Origin of the sequence: Bacillus sp. L_1B0_5 (assembly GCF_000836715.1) — a bacterium.
Classification (GTDB): Bacteria; Bacillota; Bacilli; order Bacillales; family Bacillaceae_G; genus Bacillus_A; species Bacillus_A thuringiensis_S.
Map to the genome: position 1 here is coordinate 1 of NZ_JXIS01000092.1, position 22,762 is coordinate 22,762.

A 22,762-nucleotide genomic window follows, 5' to 3' on the forward strand; every position below is an offset into this window, starting at 1 on the left:
CCGATTGGTTCAACTAATAATCAGTGGGGATGAACAAAACCCCCACTGATTAAAGTTTCACTTTATATTGTACATATCAATTTTCTTTAAAATGTCTCGTAGAAGATATTAAGTATGAATCGCTTATACAAGCTGCTAATCATGAGGATTTCTCTGCTCTGTATCCTCGATTTGGACGAAAAAAAGAAATTTCTTATCCAGATGTATTTCTCATAAATGAAACGAAAGATATTGTCATGTTTATGTATGATGATAGAGGATGTGAAGTAATTGCGAAGAATAAAGAAATAATACGAGATTTATATAAGAAATACAAAGAATGGATTCCAGATTATGAACGAGAAAGTATAGATAACTTATTTAAATGACAATAGGGGAAGTGAAGCGTGTAATGAAACGTATTGCAATTGTATCTGCATGGGAACCAGAACTGACATATTTGCATCAACATTATCCGAGTGAACGTGTTGAAAAAAGAGCAGCTTGGGAATTTCATTTTCATACTATTAATGAGCTGGAAATTATATCAGTTGTTACTGGTGTCGGTAAAGTAAGCTGCGCTAGTTGTGTACAATTGTTAATTAGTGAGTTTCAGCCAGATGAGTTGTTTATGACAGGAATATGCGGAAGTTTATCAAACAAGGTGAAAAACGGTCATATTGTAGTGGCACTAAACGCAATACAACACGATGTTACTGCTGCTGGCTCAGGGGAAAATGTTTTTAATTTATATAACGGTAGAACAGCACCTATTGAAACAACAAAATCACTTGTAAGAAGAATAAAAAAAATACGATCGTATGATCCAATACATTTCGGTACATTTTTATCAGGAGATCAACGTATTCGTAGTTCAGAAATGAGATATTTACTCCATACCGTATATGGAGCATTGGCAGTTGATCAAGAAGTAGCAGCTTTCGCCTATGTGTGTCAAATAAATAAAAAACCATTTCTATGTTTAAAAGCTGCTTCAGATCAAGCGAATGATAAAACGAAAGAAGAACAAAAAATCTTTAAAATGCTAGCATGCGAAAGAGCATGTGAGCATTTAATTGCTTTTTTACGTGTTTATGAGATTAATGTAGTAAATAATAGATAGTTAGAGGGTTTTAAGCTTGGAAACTACAAATAAAATAGCTATTTTGGGTGCGAATGGAAAAGTCGGGAAATTCCTCATAAATGAAGCGTTAGAACAGGGATTTCAAGTGAAAATATTAACGAGAAATTCTAAAAATATGCCGATAAATAATGAGAATATAGAGGTTATCATTGGAGATGCCCGTGATTTTTCTTCAATCCAGGAATTACTTCAAGGTTGTAGAGCTGTGATTAATGCTGTCGGTCAACCGAAAAATGAATCTTATATTTTTAGTACAGTTACAAAGCATATTTTAAAAGTAATGAAGGAATATGAAATAAAACGTTATATTCTTATTTCTGGTGGCTCTATAAATGTTGTTGGAGATCAGAAAGGGATTGTAAATAAAATGGGGGCTAACTTGTTTAAATTATTTTTACCAAAAATGATGCAAGATAAATATAAAGAGTTACAAATTCTCCAAAGTAGTGATGTAGATTGGACGGTTGTTAGATTACCATTTGTTATAGAGGGGAATGGTATAGGAAATATAAAAGAGAGTTTAGTGGATATGCCAGGAATTAAAATTCAAAATGGAGATATTGCACCGTTTGTTATAAAACAAATTAATAGTAAGTTATATGTAGGGAAATGTCCGTTCATTTCAAATTAAGAGCTGAAATTTATAATAGATGGAATATATTATATGGGTACATGTTGAGGTTAATACAAGCAATTGGAGGGCAATTTTATATGATTCAATATAAAAGGTGTAGTGAAGTGAATATTGATTTAGTATATGAAGCTTTTAAAGATGGATTTTCCGATTATATTATTAAGATGGAGGTTTCAAAAGAGGATTTTATACAACGTTTTTTGGGACCAGAAGGTAATTTGCTAGAACATTCTTTTCTTGCTTTAGACGGTGACAAATCTGTTGGCGTAATACTAGGTGGTATAAAGGATTATGAAAGTATAAAGACTATGCGCTGCGGAACATTAGCGGTTCATCCTAATTATCGCGGTATTGGTGTGAGTCGAAAATTATTTGAACTGCATAAAGAAGAGGCGATTCAACATGGATGTAAGCAACTTTTTCTCGAAGTCATTGTAGGAAACGACCGAGCGATTCATTTTTATAATAAGTTGGGCTATGAAAAAGTGTACGATCTTTCTTATTATAATTTAAATGATTTGACTAAAATAATGAATAAAGATTGTAAGGATATTGAAGTAAAACAATTAGAATTTCCAACTTTTAAAGATGAAATTCAGAAATGGTTAAACTTCCATATAAATTGGCAAAATGATATTGATTATATCGAACAAACAAATAATATATTTTATGGTGCATATGTCGATAATGAGTTAAAAGGCTCTCTATGTGTAAATGAACAAGGTAAAATTAGTTTTATTTTCGTAGACAAAGATTATAGAAATATTGGTGTTGGGATGACATTATTACAAGTAGCAAGAGAAGAATTACATTTATCAAGTTTATCAATTGGGTTTCCTAACAATAATTTACTGGATGGTTTTTTAAAGAAATGTGGATTTGAAAAGAATTCTTTAGCACAATATGAAATGTATTTATTACTCTAAAAGCGGAAGGGATTTATTCTTTTCGCTTTTTATTTTTTCTGTTAAGTTGGTAAATTCTTCTCAAATATAATTTGTAATGAGAGGAATTTGTTTATCCTTAAGTTATCTTTTTAATTGTCAATTTTATGCTAATAATTTTCTTTGTATAATATTCTAATTTTATGTAGAATAGATACGATGGGAGGGGATGAAATGAATAATGGATTAAAGTTTAAGATTTTTGAATTGCATTGTCTTGTTCAAAAGACTTATTCTGATATTAAAATAGCGTGTGATATTGCTATTTATCAAGAAAACACTTCTAAATATTTAATTTCATTAGGATTTTTAAATAAATCATATATGACATATATAGAAGCAAAAAGATTCTATCGCGAAAATGAAGAGCTTGTAAGTGTAGAATTTGATAATTTCTTTGATATGTATGATAAATTAGAAAACGAATTAAAACAAGTTATTTCAACTGAAGATAAAAATCCTTCATTGCTACATAGCAGACTTGATCAGTTTCATCAGAAAGTTGAAAATATAAATGACCTAATAAAAGTATTGCAAAATGCTCGTTAATGAATGCTTTTTTCTTTTTTGTATAGAAATTATGTATTAAAAACATTTTAGGGATATTACATATTAAAGAGGTGGCTTTTGTTGATTACAAAAGTCATCTTTTTATGTTAGGAATAGATTGTATACATTTTAGCAGTTTCATATAAATAATAGGAATTTATACGAGGTAAATATCATGGGAAATAAAAAAGAAATAGCTATAGTTGCATTAACAACAGGATTCGTTTTAACAAGTGTAACACCATATGGAGTAGGTCATGCAGAGGAACCTGTTCAAATGCAAGTTGAAATTCAAGAGGATTCGTTCCGTACAGGTGATCTTACACAACCATCAAAAAAAGCGCCAGAGAATGTAGTGAAAGATGCACTTAAGGAAAATACGGAGCATGCTTTGTCTCCAAAACAAGTTAGTGCAGAAACAGGAGTAGATTACAAGGTTCTTCAAAAACGTGGTTCTTATGATGGAACTACACTTGTGCGCATGCAACAAATATATGAAGGAAAAGAAGTGTATGGCCACCAGTTGACTGCTCACGTAGATAAAAAAGGTATTATTAAAAGCATTTCAGGAGCTAGTGCACAAAATTTAACACAAGAAGATTTAAAGAAACCTATTAATTTATCAAAAGAAGAAGCGAAACAATATATTTATAAAAAGTACGGAAATGAGACTAAATTCATTTCTGAACCAGAAGTTAAGACGGTTATTTTTGTTGATGAAAATCATGGGCAGGCTAGCAATGCATATCAAGTTACATTTGCTGCTACAACACCAAATTATGTATCTGGGACTTATTTAGTGAATGCTCATAATGGTGAAATGTTAAAAGATATGGTACAAGAATCAAGTTTGAAAATAAGTGAAGAGTATGTTCAATCCGTTAAGGAAAATAAAACTAGCAATTTCACATCATTAACTGGAACAGGAAAAGATGATTTAGGCGTAACTCGTACATTTGGTATTTCTAAACAGACCAGTGGGAATTATGCGCTTGCTGATTACACAAGAGGACAAGGAATTGAGACATATGATGTAAATTATAGAGATATTACAAATGAAGAAAGTTATTATCCTGGTATACTAACAACTAGCGTTTCAACAACATTTAATGATCCAAAGGCGGTAAGCGCTCATTTCTTAGCAACAAAGGTATATGATTTTTATAAAGAAAAATATAAGCGTAATAGTTTTGATAATAAAGGGAAAAAAGTAGTTTCAGTTGTACATGCATGGGATTCCGGAGGAACAAATGATCCTGAAAATTGGGAGAATGCATTTAGTACTAATATTAATAACATTAGTATGCTTTTATATGGAGATCCTATGGTAAAAGCGTTCGACATAGCGGGTCATGAATTTACACATGCGGTTACATCTAGCGAATCTAACCTTGAATTTTCAGGAGAATCTGGGGCGATTAACGAGGCATTATCTGATATTATGGGAACGGCCATAGAGAAATACATAAATAATGGAGAATTTAACTGGACAATAGGAGAACAAACGGGATCGACTTTTCGTAATATGAAAAATCCAACTGCAATTAATTTTTCAGAAGGACTACCGTATCCTGATGATTATAGTAAATATAATGATTTAAATGGAGAGGATTATGGAGGCGTTCATTTTAACTCAAGTATTATTAATAAAGTTGCGTATTTAATTGCACAAGGTGGTACTCATAACGGTATAAATGTAAATGGTATTGGTGAAGATAGAATGTTTGATATTTTCTATTATGCAAATACTGATGAATTAAACATGACTTCTGATTTCTCTGAATTGAGATTGGCATGTCTTACAGTTGCAACTAATAAATATGGAACGAACTCAATTGAAGTTCAATCAGTCCAAAATGCTTTTGATGCGGCAAAAATTACAGGAACAGTGAAAGAAAACGAAAAAACAGTAGAAAACCAAGCGCCAGAGTTAACTGTACCGAGTACCATTACACTACGTGTAGGAGATACGTTTGATCCAATGAGAAATGTAAAAGCTGTTGATAAGGAAGATGGTGATTTAACAAATAAAGTAAAGCATAAAGGCGATGTAGATACTTCAAAATCAGGTACATACATTATGGAATACATGGTTGTTGATTCTCAAGGGCGGAATGCAACGGCAACACAGACTGTAATTGTAGAGAAAAATGGAGAAACATCAGATTTAGAACCTAAATTAACAGTGCCTGTTGGAGCGACAATTCATGTAGGAGATTCATTTGTTCCAATGGCAGAAGTATTAGCTATCGATAAAGAAGACGGTGATCTCACTTCTAAAATCAAAGTTGATGGTGAAGTAGATACATCTAAAGCTGGTACTTACGTATTAACGTACACGGTTACAGATTCTAAAGGTCATGAAGTAACGGCGGAGCAAACTGTAACGGTCAAAGTTAGAGAAGAAGTTAAAAATGATAAACCAATACTAAAAGTACCTGCTACAACTTCAATTACTGAGGGTGATCAATTTGATCCGTTAGTAGGAGTATCAGCTACTGACAAAGAAGACGGTGACCTTACTTCTAAAGTAGCGTATGAAGGAACTATAGATATAACTAAAGCTGGTACTTATGAAATAATATATAGTGTAAGAGATTCCGTGGGTAATGAGGTAAATACAATACAAAAAGTGTTAGTGAAAGATAAAGAAACTAGCAAACCTAATGGTCTTGCTAATAAGACAAACAACAGTAATACCGATAAAAAAGAATATACATATAAGGAGCTTCCAAAGACGGGTGTAAGTACAACTAACAGTGCAGCAATCGGCATATTGATGATTCTTACAGGTACAGTACTCACTTTGGTTCGCAAATTTAGAAAGATACAAAAATAATAGTAGGGATTATTCGTTTGAAGAAAAGAGTTCATTATCCAGAAGAAATAAAGTAGAAAGTAAGTAAAAAGAAATATGGATTTTTTACTTAATAAGATTTTAGTAGTTAAGCGGTACATTTGGATTTTGTAAAAATTTACAGTTGGATGCCATTTTGTCTACAGAACTATATTACATATAAAACACGTTACTATTCTCATTAAAATAAAAGAATAGTAACGTGTTTTTTGATTTGAAAATAGCATAAATCCTATAGCTCATGAATATAGGAGTACTTCTAATTTGCCATTGATAAGTTACTGAAAATACTTTGTTTTAATGGAAGTGTCACTCTAAATGACAACATGAGATTTTCGGTATTTACCAGGTGTTTCGTTGGTGAATTTTTTAAAAATTTTAGTGAAATAGCTTTGATCGCTAAAATTAAGCGAAGCGCATATGTCTGATAAAGGATAGGTGGTGAAAGTTAATAATTTCTTTGCTTCTTCGACTCGTTCACGTTGAATGTACTCAATTAATGAAATACCGACCTCTTTTTTAAATAATATAGATAAATAATCTGAATTCACATTTGCAAATTTAGCAAGTTGTTTAACAGATATTGGATTGTAAATATTTTTAAAAATATAGTTTTTGCAGATAGCAATAGTCTGTGAATGTTGCTGTGTTTTTTGTGCCTTTACACGGTCTGCAAAGGTACAAAAAGCATTTTTTAACAAATCCCAAACAGATTCTTTGTCTTTTAAATCTTCTGTTCTTTGAATATGTAAATCATAAATTTTGTAAGCAATCCCAGATGGAAGTCCCCCTTTTATCGCATATCTAGTAGCGAGCGTGATGGATGAAATACAAATGTTTTTATGACGTCTTAATTGATGGAATGAAGATAAAGATGAAAGAGTCTCTTGTTGGAATTCGTAATAATATTTGAGTACGGTTTCTTTATCCCCGTTTTCTATAGAACCAAGTAATTGCTGCTCTATATATAAATTATGATAAATGGATTCGTCTTTTTGCATTGAAATATATACATCTTCGTTTAAGATTCTGCTATGACTTATATGAAGTGAATCACTGTTATTTGAAAAGGTGCTTACATCTGAATTTTTTTTATAGAGAATGTTATAGAACAATATTGCTATATTTACAAAGAAATTTTGATCTTTGACTGACAATGAAAAATAATGGTCTCTTGTTCTTTTATAATTTGGAATGAAATTAAGGTTACTATCCGTTTTACTTGTAGAAAAATTTACATGTGCCAAGGGCCCAATAATAACAGTACCGTTCACCATATAATCGCTCTTTATGTGAATTAAAATGAAGTGCCCTAGATGTTCGTGAGTTCTGAAGATGGGTGAATTATATGTATCATTTCTCTGAAAAAGCACATGTAACTGTTCTATTTTTGATGTATACAACGAATGTGAATCATTTTTTGATGTGAATTCTAAAAGAATATTTTTGTTACAATCTAAAAAACAAACTGGAATTTCAAAAGATTGGAAAAACATATTGCAAATGTACTCTATCTCAACTAGACTGAGCTTTTTAGTCATATTCTTCCTCCTTACAGTTATGCGTAATAGTTAAATAAACATATATTCCTTTTTTCATAAGTAGAAACGGAAAATCTTTATTAATAAAAAATATAAATAAAAGTTATAAACTTCTAAGAATAATACCATAATTTAACATGAATAGCACATATTATTTGAATATACAGGTAATAGTTTTGGACAGTAGCGTAAAATATGAATCGTCACACTTATTTGTTGGTTATTACTTATATGTATTAAAAATGATTAAGGTTGGATTTTAAATAGGGATAGGAAGTGAGAAATTAATAGATTGACAGTAAGTGACTAGTCGAAATTAGCAGTGAAAGCTATTATGTAACAAATGTAATGATTTTTGAAGTAGAGATATAAGTGTAATTTAGGGGAGAAAATTACATATATCATGTGGAGAGACAACGTAATAATAGAAGATAAGAAAAGTGAATAAGTGATTGTAAACAATGGATTGTTGGACGACTATGTTTTATGTTATTCGTTTAAATCTGATACTTGGCACACTATTGCTTTTAAGAAGGTAATAGTAATAAAGAGATTTTTAAAATGATAGAAGTAGTAAAGGGGATAAGAGAAATGAAAAAAATATTTAGTGTGCTTTTAGTGTTATTCTTAACATTTTCTACATGGTCTAGTGTATTAGTAAAGGCAGATTCACCATCTAAAGGTACTTTAACGATTCATAAGTATGAACAAGAAAAAGATGGAGCGCAGGGACTAGAAGGTGACGGTTCTGCAAATCAAGAGGTGCCAAAAGATGCGAAACCATTAAAAGGTGTAACGTTTGAAGTAAAAAAGGTTGCCTCGTTTGAAAAAATTTCAAACGATGGGAAAATCGTAAAAGAAGATGTGAAACCTGTAATGGGAGCAACTCCAACGCAAGTAGTAACAGATGATAACGGACAAGCTGTATTAAAAGATCTTCCGCTAGGACGTTATGAGGTGAAAGAAGTGGCAGGACCTCCACATGTTAATCTAAATCCCAATACGTATACAGTGGATATCCCATTAACGAATAAAGAGGGTAAGGTGCTAAACTATGATGTTCACATGTATCCTAAAAATGAGGTTAAACGTGGTGCAGTGGATTTAATAAAAACTGGTGTAAATGAAAAAGCATTAGCAGGTGCAGTATTCTCTTTATTTAAAAAAGACGGTACAGAAGTGAAAAAAGAGTTAGTAACAGATGCTAATGGTCATATTCGCGTGCAAGGATTGGTGTATGGAGAATACTATTTCCAAGAAACAAAAGCTCCGAAAGGCTATGTAATAGATCCAACTAAACGTGAGTTTTTTGTTAAGAACTCCGGAACAATTAATGAAGATGGAACTATTACTTCTGGTACAGTAGTTAAATTAGAAGTGAAAAACTATGAAGAACCAATAATTGATAAAAAGATTAACGGAAAATTGGAAGCGTTACCAATCAATCCGTTAACTAATTATAATTATGATATTAAAACATTAATTCCAGAAGACATTAAGGAATACAAAAAATATGTGGTAACAGATACTTTGGATAATCGTTTAGTGATTCAAGGAAAGCCAATTGTGAAAATTGATGGAGCAGAAGTAAATGCAAGCATTGTAGAGGTAGCTATAGAAGGTCAAAAAGTAACAGCTACAGTAAAAGATTTCACAAAATTAGATGATAAAAAAGAATTTCATTTGCAAATTAAATCTCAAGTAAAAGAAGGAGTACCATCTGGTTCGGAAATTTTAAATACAGCAAAAATTGATTTTACAAATAAAAATGATGTAATTGGAGAAAAGGAATCTAAACCTGTAGTTGTTGTTCCGACAACTGGAATAATTGAGTTAACAAAAATTGATGGTGCTAATAAGAATAAATTAAAAGGTGCAGAGTTTGTACTTAAAGATAAAAATGGAAAAATAGTTGTTGTAGCAGGAAAAGAAGTAACAGGTGTATCAGATGAAAATGGTGTTATTAAATGGTCTAACATTCCATATGGAGACTATCAAATTTTTGAAACGAAAGCACCAACATATACAAAAGAAGATGGTACAAAAGCTTCTTATCAATTATTAAAAGATCCCATTGATGTAAAGATTAGCGAAAATAATCAAACGGTTAAATTAACGATTGAAAATAATAAAAGTGGATGGGTTCTTCCGGTAACGGGTGGCATAGGAACGACTCTTTTTACTGTAATAGGCCTTACGTTAATGGTTACAGCGGCATTTGTTTTCTTTAGAAAAAAGTTTGCTAATAATTAAGATTTTAGGAACATGTAACTATGGGAAAAGGGGAGAAGCAAAATGCTTCCCTCTTTTCGATATTTAAGCATATACAGAGGTGGAAATATGAAACGAAATCTTGTTTTGGGAGGTATTTTTTTATTTGGATTAGGTGTTTTTTTATATCCTACTATTAGTAATTGGTTGGCGACTCGTGCACATTATTCTGAGATTAGCTCTTACGATAAGAAGATCAAAGCGCTACAAAAGAAAGAAGTCGAACGTAGGGAAAAAGAAGCAGCCGAATATAATAAACAAGTTCACACTTCCACGAAAACATTTACTGATCCATTTTCTGAAAAAAAAAGTAATCATCAAGCATATGCTGATGCGTTAAATTTAGGAGATGTAATGGGGTATATTGAAATATCGAAAATTAATATAAAACTGCCAATCTATCAAGGGACATCTGAGGAAGTATTGAGCCGCGGGATAGGTCATTTAGATTTTTCTTCGCTCCCGATAGGTGGAGAAAATACGCACACTATTTTAACAGGGCATCGTGGTTTACCATCAGCAAAATTATTTACAGATTTAGATAAGTTGAGCGAAGGAGATCTCTTTTATATTCATTCTTTAGACAAAGTTCTTGCTTATAAAGTAGATCAAATTAAAGTAGTGTTACCACACGAAACGGACGATCTACAAATTGTAGAAAATAAAGATTATACAACTTTAATTACGTGTACGCCTTATGGAGTAAACACCAATAGATTGCTAGTTCGAGGTGTGCGTGTGGAGTTAAACGAGAAAGAAAAACAAAAAGTGAGTACAGAGATATTTATATTTAATAAGTGGACTGTAATAGTTCCAATCCTATTGTTATGTGTGTTTCTAGTCGTAATTTATAAGAAAAGGTTAACTCGATAGAATGTATTTATCCTGCATTAATGGACATTGGGACCGGAAATTCAGAGATAAGTAAAGAAGATATATAGGGAATGAAGTAAATCCTCATTGATAAACATGTCATTTTATTCGACTATAGAAAAAATACGGTAAAGGTGGGAACAAAGGAATTGAGGCTACGATTAAAGCTGGTAAGTATTCATTTTATTGTTTTGTTAATGTTAAGTGTAAGTTTTGTCGTATATGTACCACAAGAAGCATATGGATCCACGACAAACTTAGAAGGTCTAGGTGATATATCGCGTTATAATGCAGTTGTCTTTGGTAACCATAAAGCAATAGGTGGCGACATTGAAGGAGCAATTGCAGTTCAAGGTGATATGGATGCATCGGGGTATACAATTGTAGGTGCTGCAGCGGGAACATCTAATATAGTAGGTGAAAAATGGGTTGATGAGGGATATCCGTCCTTGTTATTGTCTGGAAAATTTAAGAAATCAAGAGAAGAATCTTTTATCATTCAAAACGGAATAGTCGTAATGACAAAAGAGAGTGATCCAGATCGCATCATACAATCTTCTTATGATCATATCGTTTATAAAGAAAAACTAGAAATTGACGCGAAATTTAATGAATTTCGCAATATAGTGAACCAAGTCAGTAAAAATGCTGGTCAATATAAAACGAATACCCCAATTCCAAATATGAGTTATGGAATCGGAAAAGATATAAACAATTCTAATATTTATGTTTCATCAGAATTGACAGGGAAAAACAATTTAGATATAAGAGATGTATTTTTACCGAGTGCTAAGGACAAAGATTTTATTGTTATGTATTCGGATGCAACAGAGGTTACATTTAAAAATGGGTCTATACTATATGACACGAACAATATTGGAAGGGCTACAGATATAGTTCCTACATCACAACCATATTTTCCTAATTCCCCGTTTACTGAGCTATATGGGAAAGTGATTTGGGTTTTTCCAAATGCGAAAAAAATTACAACAGAGGGATATGGTGTCGTTGGGAGTGTGTTTGCCCCCAATGCTGTATTAGAAACAAAAGGCGGTTCGATTAATGGACAAGCATTTGTCGGTGCGGTACAACAAACTGGTGGATTTGAATTTCACAATTTCAAATTTAACTGGCAACATTGGAACAAGCCTAGTACTGGAAAAGTAAAAATAAAAAAGGTTGATAGTAATAATGATAATAAAAAATTGGTGGGAGCAAAGTTTCATATAGAAGATTCAAATAAAAAAGTAGTTGGAGAACTAGTAACAAATGAAGAAGGAGAAGCGATATCAAAAGACTTACCAAAAGGAAACTATACCCTTGTAGAAATAGAAGCGCCAAAAGACTATGAATTATTAAAAGATAAAATAGCTGTAAAAGTAGAAAAAGATGCAGTAGTAGAAATTAAAATAGGAAATAAGAAATTGCCAGATCCAATGGGAAAAATGAAGTTAGTGAAAGTAGACATAAGTGATAAAAATAAAAAGCTAGCAGGGGCAAAGTTTCATATAGAAGATTCAAAAGGAAAAATAGTTGGAGAACTAGTAACAAATGAAGAAGGAGAAGTAATATCAAAAGACTTACCAATAGGAAACTATACCTTAGTGGAAGTAGAAGCACCTAAAGGTTACGAATTATTAAAAGAAAAAATAACTGTAAAAATAGAAAAAGATGCAGTAGTAGAAATTAAAATAGGAAATAAGAAATTGCCAGATCCAATGGGGAAAATAAAGCTTGTGAAAGTAGACATAAGTGATAAAAATAAAAAACTAGCAAGGGCAAAGTTTCATATAGAAGATTCAAAAGGAAAAATAGTTGGAGAACTAGTAACAAATGAAGAAGGAGAAGTCGTATCAAAAGACTTACCAATAGGAAACTATACCTTAGTGGAAGTAGAAGCACCTAAAGGTTACGAATTATTAAAAGAAAAAATAACTGTAAAAGTAGAAAAAGATGCAGTAGTAGAAATTAAAATAGGAAATAAGAAATTACCAGATCCGACTGGACAATTTGAAATTGAGAAAGTTGATGATAAGGATATCAATTTAAAACTACAAGGCGCTATATTTCAAGTCTTAGATAAAGAGGGTAAAGAAGTGGCTAGATTAACAACGGATGAAAAAGGAAAGGTGATTTCCAATCAATTAGTACTTGGAAAATATACGATAAAAGAAATAAAAGCGCCAAACGGATACATGTTACTTAGAGATCCAATAGAAATAGAAATTACAGAAGCAGTAAAGACACAAAAAATAACAGTGAAAAATGCGAAGAATAATTGGGTAATTCCTAATACTGGTGGGAGCGGAACAACAATTTTTTACGTAATTGGTATTATGCTAATGTTTGGTGTGCTATATTTCTGTAAGAAAAATCGTATATCATGAACTAATTTTATAAAGTTAGACAGATTGTTACATTAGAGAGTTTATAGGACATGAGTTCGGTATTGTACTGGACTCATGTTACAAAATTTTGAAGGAGGAAGGATAATAGTAAACATAGAATATATTAATGAATTAAAATATTTAAGAGGTGAAAATGGTGGCAATAAAACAAGAGGAAATTAAAGTAGTTGTCGGAGCTGGAGTGTTTAATAATAATCCAGGCTGGATTCAAACGCAAGAAGGTGAACTTAACTTACTAGATAAAGCTACGTGGGAAGGAAGATTTGAATACAATTCTATTTCAGCTATTTTAGCTGAGCATGTATGGGAACACCTTACTTTTGAAGAAGGTGTAAGAGCAGCTGAAATTTGTTATGAATTTTTAAAACCATCTGGTCATATTCGGTGCGGAGTCCCTGATGCATTCTTTCAGGATGAGGCATATCAAAATATAGTTCAAATAGGAGGACCCGGTCCGAAAGATCATCCAGCAGCAAGTCATAAAATCGTTCATAATTATACAACATTAACGAAAATGTTTGAAACTGCTGGATTCGAGGTAGTTTTACTTGAATATTGTGATGAAAATGGTCGGTTTTATTACAACGAATGGGATGCAAACGACGGTGTTATTTTCCGTTCGAAAAGGTATGATTCTAGAAATAAAGGCGATAAACTTGGTTTTCCATCGCTAATTGTCGATGCGATTAAGCGTTAATCATTCAACAAAACAGGAGTTAATCCTATGATTTCATAAGTCGCAAATGCGGCTTTTTTATTTGTACATAAATCTATATTTAATTTTCAATATTATATAACTCGATTTAGAAAATATTTAAGTTTTTCTCAGCACCATTCACTTTAAATTAACACTTCGTTGACATAAATATTTATTTTATATTTATATTCGTGTAAAATGAAATGGGAACATATATTCTATATAAGGAGACAATCAAAATGATAGCTGAAATTAGGAAACTAACTGATGGATATATTGTAAAATTTGAACGCCAATTTCCATATACGGCAGAAGAAGTTTGGTCTGTATTAACAGAAAACAGTAAGCTGAAAAAATGGATGCCCAATTTACAGATTGAAAGCCTTAAAACTGCTGGAATAATAAAGTTCGACATGATGGACGGTTCATTCATAAATATTGATATTTTAGAGTGTCAACTAAACTCAGTACTTGAATTTACTTGGGATAAAGACCGTGTCAGATTTGAAATACATAATGAGGAAAATGGTACTCTTTTACTTCTTAAAGAGTACATTCATGAATTAACAGATCATACACCGAGAGATGTAGCTGGTTGGCATATTTGTTTAAATCTTTTTTCTTTCGTTTTAGAAGGAGAAGAGAAAGAATTTTCTAAAGATGAATGGCAACAATGGTTTGAAATATACAAGGATAAGATTCATGAAGTGAGAGGATAATTGCATAATAGGTAATATTCATTATGTAATTATTATATTGTAAAAATGCTTTTGTGAATAAATAAGAATAGAGGTTAATATGAAAGTAAATCAATTAATTGCTAATAACATAAATAAATTAGATGCAACTATACCGTTTAATAAATCGTTTGGAATTGCTGGGTTATCTGGATCGGGTAAAACAACTTTTTGCCAAACAATTGGTGAAGAGTCAAAAAAACGATTAGTTTCTTTATTACCAAAGGCTGAATATCAATATTTATTTCCTAACATTATGGAAACAAATTTTAGTGCCATTAAGATGGAAGAAATGCCTTTAGTACTTTTTCTAGGAAAATCATCGATTTCGTCTAATCCTCGTTCAACGATTGGTACTCATACTGGTGTTTTTACAGAGGTTCGGGAAAAACTTGCTGAAGTTTTTAATCTTTCTCCAGAGGTCTTTTCATTTAATAATCAATTAGGCTGGTGTACTGGTTGTAAAGGCCGTGGTACTACAAAAAATGTTGAGTGTAAAAAATGTAAGGGAAAACGTTATAGTGAAGAAATTGAACAATATGAAATTGATTTGTTGGACAAGCCACATTCAATCTCAAATATTAATGATTTAAGTATTGAATCTATTCTTTCACTAGCAAAAGAATTAAATATTAGTGAAGAAAAACAGCATATACTGCAAAATATTATTAATATGAACATTGGTTATTTAACATTAAATCGAATTATGGGTACGTTGTCAGGTGGAGAGTTAACACGACTTTATTTGGCTGAATTCATGGCAGTAAGTGAAAATGCTGTAATTATTATTGATGAGATTTCAGTTGGACTTGATCATGAAACATTATTGAAAATTTTGGAAGAGATTAAACGATTAGGGTGTAAAAATCAAATTTGGCTTATTGATCATTCAGATACGGTACTAGATACAACTGATGAGCAATTGTTCTTTGGACCTGGTAGCGGAAAATATGGCGGGAAAATTGTGAAAGAATCACCAAGACCAAAGTCAATACTGTGGGATCGAAATAAAGAAATACCAACAGAATATTATACATTCTATGATTTATATTGCCGTAATATCCAAATGGAGGAGTTCCAAATTCCTAAAAACAGGCTTGTAACGGTTACAGGAGAATCAGGATGTGGGAAATCTACACTTGTCAATGAATGTCTAGCTACAGATTTCTTGAAAAGATATCCAAAAGATAAATTAGTTATGGTGGGACAAGACCGAAATCAATCAATTACAAGTCGATCAACTGTAGCAACTTTCCTAGATATTAAAAAGAAACTAACAAAGTATAGTGAAGACATTGATGATATTTTTGAGCGCTCGATTGAGGATATTATTGATGAACTTCCAAATGAAGATATCGCTTATAAACGTTTGAGCCTACTAATTAAATTAGGACTTGGCTATTTAACATTAGAGAGAAAAACACAAACATTATCGACAGGTGAGTTTCAATGTGTTCATTTAGTTTCAGAATTATTTGCAAACACTAGAAATCCACATACATTATTCATTTTTGATGAGCCTTCAAAAGGTTTATCACAAAATATTTTAAATCAATTTATCGATAGTATTAGAGGTATTCTGCAAGATGAATCAGTTTCAATCATTATGATTGAGCATAATCGTTACATGTTAGAAAGCTCTGATTATATAGTTGATTTTGGAAAAAGGCAGAATGAATCTGTAGAGCATTTGGATGTTGTTAATCATGAGGATTACTATCGTCAAAAAAGTAATGTGAATAGCACAGAGAAAATAAACATCTCTTCAATGCTTAAGCAGAAAAAAGGAGTTCACTATTTAGAAGGGAATCATATTAACTATTTTAAAAATGCCGAAAACGTTTATAAGGGCGGTATTTTAAAAAGTTTATCATCAATGGCTAGGTTAATTTATGGTGAATATGAATCTGATACAATCGCACCTGTTGTTGCTATTGATCTTGAAAGACATTTATATAGTCAATATAGTTTCTTATATGAGATTGGTGGATTAATTAATCATATTGTAGCTGCTCATCCAATTAATAAAGATACGAGAAGTTTTGATTTCTATTCACAGGACAATCATTGTCCATCTTGTTCTGGACGTCTTCAAATTGAAGTTTTTGATAAAGATATTGCCATTCAAGATAAAAGTGTTCCATTTTGGGATGGGCTATTCGATCCAGAAATCATGAAGGTATTAAAATTTTATCAGCATGAAAAAATAGAATTTCTATTCGAAGAAATAAAAAATGAGCTTGGTCACGATTTGTCAAAGAGCTATAATGATATGTCAGAAGAAGAAAAGCATACGTTTTGGTACGGATATTTTGAGAAATCATTTTATGATAAAAAAGGAAAGACACGCAGAACATGGGTAGGGTTTAATACAATTATTGGTGGATATATTGTTATTTCAAAAGCACCTATTAAAGAAGAAATTAAAAGTTCAAAAAAAATGATGAAATGTCCAATTTGTGAGGGGACGGTTTTAAATCATCATAAACCACTTAAATTTGATAACGTAGATATTCGTGAAATAATCAATCAGCCTATTAATGAAGTATTGAAAACAGTTGGTGATTTACCGGCACTTGTTAAATTGAAGTCTATTGTTGGTGGCGATATGGTATTGACGGAAGATGTTTCTTTATTGTCAAGAAAAGCACAAGTCGCACTGAAGATGTTTGAATTAGAACAAGCAAGCTTTTCAAACTATGAAATGGTGTTACAAAATGTTTTACCATTCTGGGGTGAAATAAAAGGAAATATCGAATCCATTAGTGTTAATAATCAAGTAACTGTTTGTGATTTCCCTAATGTTTATGAAACGAGAGAAAACATTATAAATAAGTATTTCACAAATGGTAAATATAAAAAACTTACGTATGTATACGAAGCGTTTGGATACAAAAAATTAGTTACCCAAATTAATAAAATTAAAAAAAGTAATCCATGTCCATTTTGTAAAGGTAAGAAAGTGATAACCGAAGATAATCTACATGATGGTGTCTTTAAACTAACAATTCCATGTGTAACTTGTAATGCAAGTGGTATTAATGACGAAGGGTTAAAAGAAGTTGTCGAGGGCGTGGATGTACAAACGTGGTTAACTGGAAAAGTAAGTGATGTTGTGAATGAAAGCTTATTAACAGAAGCTGTTGGGCAAATACCAATTTTTAATCGTATTCGTGAGTTGAATAAACGAGATATGATGGCGGTTTATGAATGTCTTGAGAGTAATCAGTAAATTTTATTAGTTTATGTGTTATTAACATAAATTAATAAAACATATATTCTTTATAATGTATATATTAGCGCAGTATGACTAATACAAGGTAATGAAGGTAATGAAAGAAGATCCAATTTCTTAATATCAAAATTAAGAAATTGGATCTTTTAGTATTTTTATGTCTCCATACAATATTTTTCAATAAGAAAAGAAGTAATATGGAAGGAGAGATAAAAAACTAATAGTGATAAACGATTAATATATTATATAATTATTATATTATAAAATCTAAAATTAAGGTTGAAAACGGTTCGTAAGTGATATATTTTGTTTATTAATCTATTTTGCATTGTCTGATTTTTTGAATTTAACAGAAATATATACTTGAATGAAGTATATATTTCTGTTAAATTTATCCTATGGATAGAACAAGTTTAATTAAAGGTCATTTAGAAATGTGTGTATTATCTATTTTGTCGAAAAAGAAAAGTTATGGTTATGAGATTATGAAAGAACTTGAAATAAACAATTTAAAATTGAAAGGAGTAGGAAGTATTTATCCTATTTTAACTAAGTTGAAAAATCAAGAGTGGGTTAATACTTATCAAGAGGTAACAGACAGTGGTAAAGTAAGGATTTATTATGAAATTAATGAAAATGGGAAAATACGTCTTGAGAAGAAAATTAATGAGTGGTTAGAATTGCAATTGGACATTCAAACATTATTAAAAAGCGGTTTGAAAGGAGACCTTCTGAAATGAGGAATAAATTGATAGGTAAAGAAAAGCAATTTTTAAGAGACGTACTTAAGGAATTAAAGCAATACGATATTAGTTTAGAAGAAAGGGAAAATATTAAGCGACAAATATTAGAACATATTCAAGAGTGTCGTGAACATGGTGAAGACAGTATAGATGATTTAGGTACCCCTCAATTATTTGTTAAAGATTTTATAGAAATAAATGAAATTGATTTACAAGTTAAAATGAAACAACTTCAAAATGAAAAAGGAAAATTCAACACATTTATCTTACGTGGCATATTCATCGCATTTATTACTTACCTCATCTCGCAAACTACATTTTCAATATTTTTAACTGAATCATTTAATTCAACTAATAGCAAAAATACATTTAATTATAATATTTTATATCGCATATCAGAGAATCAATGGTGGAACGTTTTATTAATAATGATTAGCTTTATGCTCTCTGTAGTAGTGTTTATTAGCTTAGTAAGTTATAAAAAAAGAAAGCTATCTAAAGTATAATGAAGAAAACTATCTATAAACTATTTCAAATCTATATTCTTTGTAATGTAATAGCATTATGTATCATTCATCCAAAATCATATGCTCAGCAAGATATTAAAGCTACTTTAGATAAGTATATTGAAAAATTTATAAAGGAACAGAATATTCCAGGGGCTGCTGTTGCAATTGTACATAATAAAGATGTATTCTTCACTAAAACGTGGGGGATTACTGGGGAATCTGAAAAAAAAATAACTAGTAAAACACCATTTGCAATCGGCTCAATAAGTAAATCTTTAACAGCTTTAGCTATAGTGAAATTAATAGAAGAAAAAAAGATAAAATTAGAGGATTCAGTTCAACAACATCTTCCTTGGTTTAAACTAAAAGATTCTCAAATATCCTCATCTATAACAATCCAACACCTTTTAACTCATACAAGCGGAATAAACACATATGAAGGCTTATTAATATCAGATAAGCAATCCAAAAGTTCTACAGCATTAAAAGAAAATGTAATGAGACTTTCAAATGTAAAATTAACTGCTCTACCAGGAGAAAAATATCAATATAGTAATGCGAATTATATTGTTTTAGGTGCACTTATTGAGGAAATTACAAATGATACATATTCCTCATATATGGAAAAACATGTTTTTCAGCTATTAAATATGAATGGTGCGTCAGCAAGTAAAGAAACTGCATATGAAAAAGGCTATTTAACAGGTTATCAGTCGTGGTTTGGCATACCAAGAAAAAGTGTAGTGTCCTATGATAATGCTGGGGCACCGTATGGTTATATTACCGCGAATTTGGAAGATTTGATTCAATTTATTATGTTTTTGAATCGGCAAGAAGACACTCAATTTTTAAAGAAAGAAAACATTGACCTTTATCTATCACCACTTTATAACATAAATTCAGAAAAAAGCTATGGTTTTGGATTAAGAACAACAAGTATAAATGAAAGCGAAACGATGATTTGGCATTCAGGATCAACGCCCGATGCTCGTGCAGAAATATTTACTTTAAATAATAGTGGCTGGGGTGGTGTGATTTTAACAAATAAAAATCATGTATTAGAAGAACCAGCACTTTCAGTATTAAAAAAGGGGATTATTAATATTTTGAATGAAGAAGAACCGGTTGATCCCCATAAAAGTATACCGTTTACACAAATTGTTATGTGTACAGTTATACTCGCGCTTTTCATTTCTTCAATTATGTTAATTAAAAAATATAAACATAAGAAAACTGTAAAAAAACTAACTTGGTTATTCATAGGGAATCTATTCCTACTATTATCTATTATTTTCATCCCACTTCTTACTTATAGTACAAGCTCACCATGGCGTACGATAAAAATATTTGCGGCAGATGTTGGTTTACTTACAAGTATTATAGTAATTTTATTAGCTGTGAACGGATTATTATCAATCTTTATAGGTATAAAACGGTATAAGGATAAATAATTAAAGAAATATAATTCAAGTGTTATAAACAGTTGACTCTCACACAATGTCATTGTTTAAGATAAAGTTGAGCTTCAAAGTAGATGTAACTTATAGGAGGAAATCATGTTTAAAATAGGGGATTTTTCTAAACTATCTTCCATTAGCATACGTATGTTGAGACACTACGATAAAGTGGAATTATTACAACCAGTAAAAGTCGATGAGCAGAGTGGATATCGATTTTATTCAGCTGACCAATTAAAAAAGGTAAATCAAATTCAAACATTAAAAGCTATGGGGTTTAATATTGCTACCATCAAAGAAATAATAGAATGCGATAATATAGATAGCATAAAAGAGCAATTTTTAAATCGTAGTGCTCAAATTAAAGAAAACATGAATAACCTCCAAAAACAATTACGTCTCCTCGAAGACTCAATGAAAACGATGAGAGAGGATGTTGTTGAGATGAATTATCATGTTTCAATAAAAGAAATTCCAGAAAGAACTGTAGCTAGTGTTAGAAAGATTATTCCATTGTATAATTGCGAAGGTGATTTATGGAGTGTATTAATGCAAGAAATTCAAATGAAAAATATTAGTATTGCCCAACCGAGTTATAGTATTGCGGTTTTCCATGATCGTGAATACAAAGAAAATGATGTAGATATAGAAATACAGCTAAGTATTCTAGGTAAGCACGAAAATACAAAAGACGTTACATTTAAAAATATGGAATCGACTAATGTAGCTTCTATAACAGTTAATGGAAGTTATGAACAGATGACAGCTGTAAATGAGGCTGCGGCAAAATGGATTGAGACAGAGGGTTACAAATTAGCAGGCCCGATGTTTAATATTTATCATGTGAGCCCAGCGATGGAATCCGATCCTAATAAGTGGGTTACAGAAGTTTGTTATCCAGTTAAATGATGATAAAGAAAAAAGGCATTATTTATATGCCTTTTTTCTTTGTAAACTTATCCGTAAATCTCAAGACAAATTACTTCTAGATTCGATTCGTCCAACTACTAGCACAATTTTATTTGCAAATGTACAAAATGAGCGGATTGTAATGGATTCCTTTAATGAATCATCTAAAAACCAACCTGTTGGTACTAAAGAAATGTAATCATCTTTTTGGAAATTTCAGCAATGTTTAAATGAGCAACAAAAGCCACCGTAATAAGGGGCTTTTGTCTTAAATAATTTAATGATATGTGTATCCTCCATCCGGAAACAATACATTACCCGTAGTAAAACTATTTTGCATTAAATATAGGACAGTATGTGCAATTTCATTATTATGGCCAGGCCTTTTTACAAGAGAAAGAGATTTATAAGATTCATAAGCAGCTAGTCTATTTTCGTTTTGTTCATTCTCTCTTTGTATCGTTCCAGGAGAAACAACATTAACTCTTATAGGAGCTAATTCAACAGCTAAAGCTTTCCCTAAACTTTCAATAGCACCATTGCAAGCTCCATAAGCAGGTGCGCCTTTAAGTGGTCTTTGACTAAATGCACCGGACATTAACACGATAGATCCAGAGTTTGAAAGAAAAGGAATTGCATATTTTACGGCATAATATTGAGGCCAAAACTTTCCGATGAAGCTACTTTCAGCAATTTCCTCTGTAGAGGTAATTGGTCCAAGTGTGTAAGAGGCTCCCGGTGTGAATAAATGATCAAAGTTCCCAACTGTCTTGAAAAAATTTTGTAATTGCTCTTTATTTTGATTATCCAATATATAAGTTTGAAGATGATTGTTATTTATTACTTCTCGAGCAACTTTTAATTTTTCTTCCGAGCGTCCGGCAATAATAACATGTGCGCCTTGTTTAATTGCTTGTGTTGCTGTTGCTAATCCAATACCAGAACTCCCGCCAATGATAACAATACGACTATTTTCTAATGTAGTAATAGACATATTTTAGCCACTCCTTTAATAAAAAATTTAGAATATAACTGTGCTATGCTTTTATTATTCGCTAAAAGGGAGCAAGTGAAAAGTACGCGCTTTATATGTACATAGTCGTAAATTTCGTACTAATCGCTATACATGCGGATAAGTAATTGGAAAAATCGCTAAATATGGTTTATCCCGCATTAACGGGCAGTAAAACTCTCACCTCAAAGTTAGGAAAATGCAAGGAAGTTAGGTAAGAGGTCAACTGCCCGTAAAAGCCCGATTGGTTCAACTAATAATCA

The 22,762-nt window shown here is 31.3% G+C and carries 17 protein-coding genes and 1 pseudogene; 16 read left to right on the plus strand and 2 right to left on the minus strand.

Annotated features, from left to right (window positions below; translation table 11 throughout):
- Positions 1-62 precede the first annotated feature (62 nt).
- From RT27_RS34895 to RT27_RS24700, 6 genes and pseudogenes are all read left to right on the plus strand, one after another.
- Positions 63-368, plus strand: a pseudogene (locus tag RT27_RS34895) (DUF3885 domain-containing protein); the annotation flags it as partial.
- Positions 365-1,102, plus strand: coding sequence for a 5'-methylthioadenosine/S-adenosylhomocysteine nucleosidase (mtnN, locus tag RT27_RS24680; RefSeq protein ID WP_029442355.1), 738 nt, complete (start codon positions 365-367; stop codon positions 1,100-1,102). The pseudogene RT27_RS34895 and the gene mtnN, both read left to right, overlap by 4 nt.
- A 16-nt stretch (positions 1,103-1,118) precedes the next feature.
- Positions 1,119-1,754: an SDR family oxidoreductase gene (locus tag RT27_RS24685; RefSeq protein WP_029442356.1), complete on the plus strand. Its 636-nt coding sequence runs from the start codon at positions 1,119-1,121 to the stop codon at positions 1,752-1,754.
- 80 nt (positions 1,755-1,834) lie between these two features.
- On the plus strand, positions 1,835-2,683 hold the full coding sequence (locus RT27_RS24690) for a GNAT family N-acetyltransferase (RefSeq protein ID WP_016081549.1): 849 nt from the start codon (positions 1,835-1,837) through the stop codon (positions 2,681-2,683).
- Between the two features lie 192 nt (positions 2,684-2,875).
- A complete protein-coding gene (locus tag RT27_RS24695; protein WP_016081548.1) occupies positions 2,876-3,250 on the plus strand; it encodes a hypothetical protein in 375 nt (124 codons plus the stop codon).
- Between the two features lie 175 nt (positions 3,251-3,425).
- Positions 3,426-6,089 (plus strand): M4 family metallopeptidase, encoded by a 2,664-nt coding sequence (locus RT27_RS24700; RefSeq protein WP_043937905.1) that lies wholly within the window; start codon positions 3,426-3,428, stop codon positions 6,087-6,089.
- Between the two features lie 332 nt (positions 6,090-6,421).
- Here the strand turns inward: RT27_RS24700 and RT27_RS24705 are convergent, their stop codons facing one another.
- Positions 6,422-7,648 (minus strand): helix-turn-helix domain-containing protein, encoded by a 1,227-nt coding sequence (locus RT27_RS24705; RefSeq protein WP_016081546.1) that lies wholly within the window; start codon positions 7,646-7,648, stop codon positions 6,422-6,424.
- 591 nt (positions 7,649-8,239) lie between these two features.
- Here RT27_RS24705 and RT27_RS24710 point away from each other — a divergent pair.
- From RT27_RS24710 to RT27_RS24755, 10 genes are all read left to right on the plus strand, one after another.
- Positions 8,240-9,901 (plus strand): SpaA isopeptide-forming pilin-related protein, encoded by a 1,662-nt coding sequence (locus RT27_RS24710; RefSeq protein ID WP_082051528.1) that lies wholly within the window; start codon positions 8,240-8,242, stop codon positions 9,899-9,901.
- Between the two features lie 87 nt (positions 9,902-9,988).
- Complete coding sequence (locus RT27_RS24715; protein ID WP_075719284.1) at positions 9,989-10,792, plus strand: class C sortase; 804 nt, start codon at positions 9,989-9,991, stop codon at positions 10,790-10,792.
- Positions 10,793-10,941: 149 nt separating this feature from the next.
- Complete coding sequence (locus RT27_RS24720) at positions 10,942-13,179, plus strand: SpaA isopeptide-forming pilin-related protein (RefSeq protein WP_043937908.1); 2,238 nt, start codon at positions 10,942-10,944, stop codon at positions 13,177-13,179.
- 157 nt (positions 13,180-13,336) lie between these two features.
- On the plus strand, positions 13,337-13,897 hold the full coding sequence (locus RT27_RS24725) for a hypothetical protein (protein WP_029442362.1): 561 nt from the start codon (positions 13,337-13,339) through the stop codon (positions 13,895-13,897).
- A gap of 239 nt (positions 13,898-14,136) precedes the next feature.
- Positions 14,137-14,616, plus strand: a complete 480-nt coding sequence (locus tag RT27_RS24730; RefSeq protein WP_000559863.1) for an SRPBCC family protein — start codon at positions 14,137-14,139, stop codon at positions 14,614-14,616.
- Between the two features lie 79 nt (positions 14,617-14,695).
- Positions 14,696-17,866, plus strand: a complete 3,171-nt coding sequence (locus tag RT27_RS24735; protein WP_043937910.1) for an ATP-binding cassette domain-containing protein — start codon at positions 14,696-14,698, stop codon at positions 17,864-17,866.
- A gap of 437 nt (positions 17,867-18,303) precedes the next feature.
- Positions 18,304-18,609 (plus strand): PadR family transcriptional regulator, encoded by a 306-nt coding sequence (locus tag RT27_RS24740; protein WP_002094025.1) that lies wholly within the window; start codon positions 18,304-18,306, stop codon positions 18,607-18,609.
- Positions 18,606-19,118 carry a hypothetical protein gene (locus RT27_RS24745; RefSeq protein WP_001244707.1) on the plus strand — a complete coding sequence of 171 codons (513 nt, stop codon included), beginning with the start codon at positions 18,606-18,608 and terminating at the stop codon, positions 19,116-19,118. Before RT27_RS24740 ends, RT27_RS24745 begins: the two co-directional genes overlap by 4 nt.
- Positions 19,118-20,572 carry a serine hydrolase domain-containing protein gene (locus RT27_RS24750; protein WP_043937912.1) on the plus strand — a complete coding sequence of 485 codons (1,455 nt, stop codon included), beginning with the start codon at positions 19,118-19,120 and terminating at the stop codon, positions 20,570-20,572. The genes RT27_RS24745 and RT27_RS24750 overlap by 1 nt, the downstream gene beginning before the upstream one ends.
- A 105-nt stretch (positions 20,573-20,677) precedes the next feature.
- Entirely contained in the window at positions 20,678-21,487 is an 810-nt protein-coding gene (locus tag RT27_RS24755) for a MerR family transcriptional regulator (RefSeq protein ID WP_043937913.1), read from the plus strand.
- Between the two features lie 277 nt (positions 21,488-21,764).
- Here RT27_RS24755 and RT27_RS24760 read toward each other — a convergent pair whose 3' ends face one another.
- The gene (locus RT27_RS24760; protein WP_043937915.1) at positions 21,765-22,481 is read right to left on the minus strand and encodes an SDR family oxidoreductase; all 717 of its coding nucleotides are present in this window, start codon (positions 22,479-22,481) and stop codon (positions 21,765-21,767) included.
- Positions 22,482-22,762 lie beyond the last annotated feature (281 nt).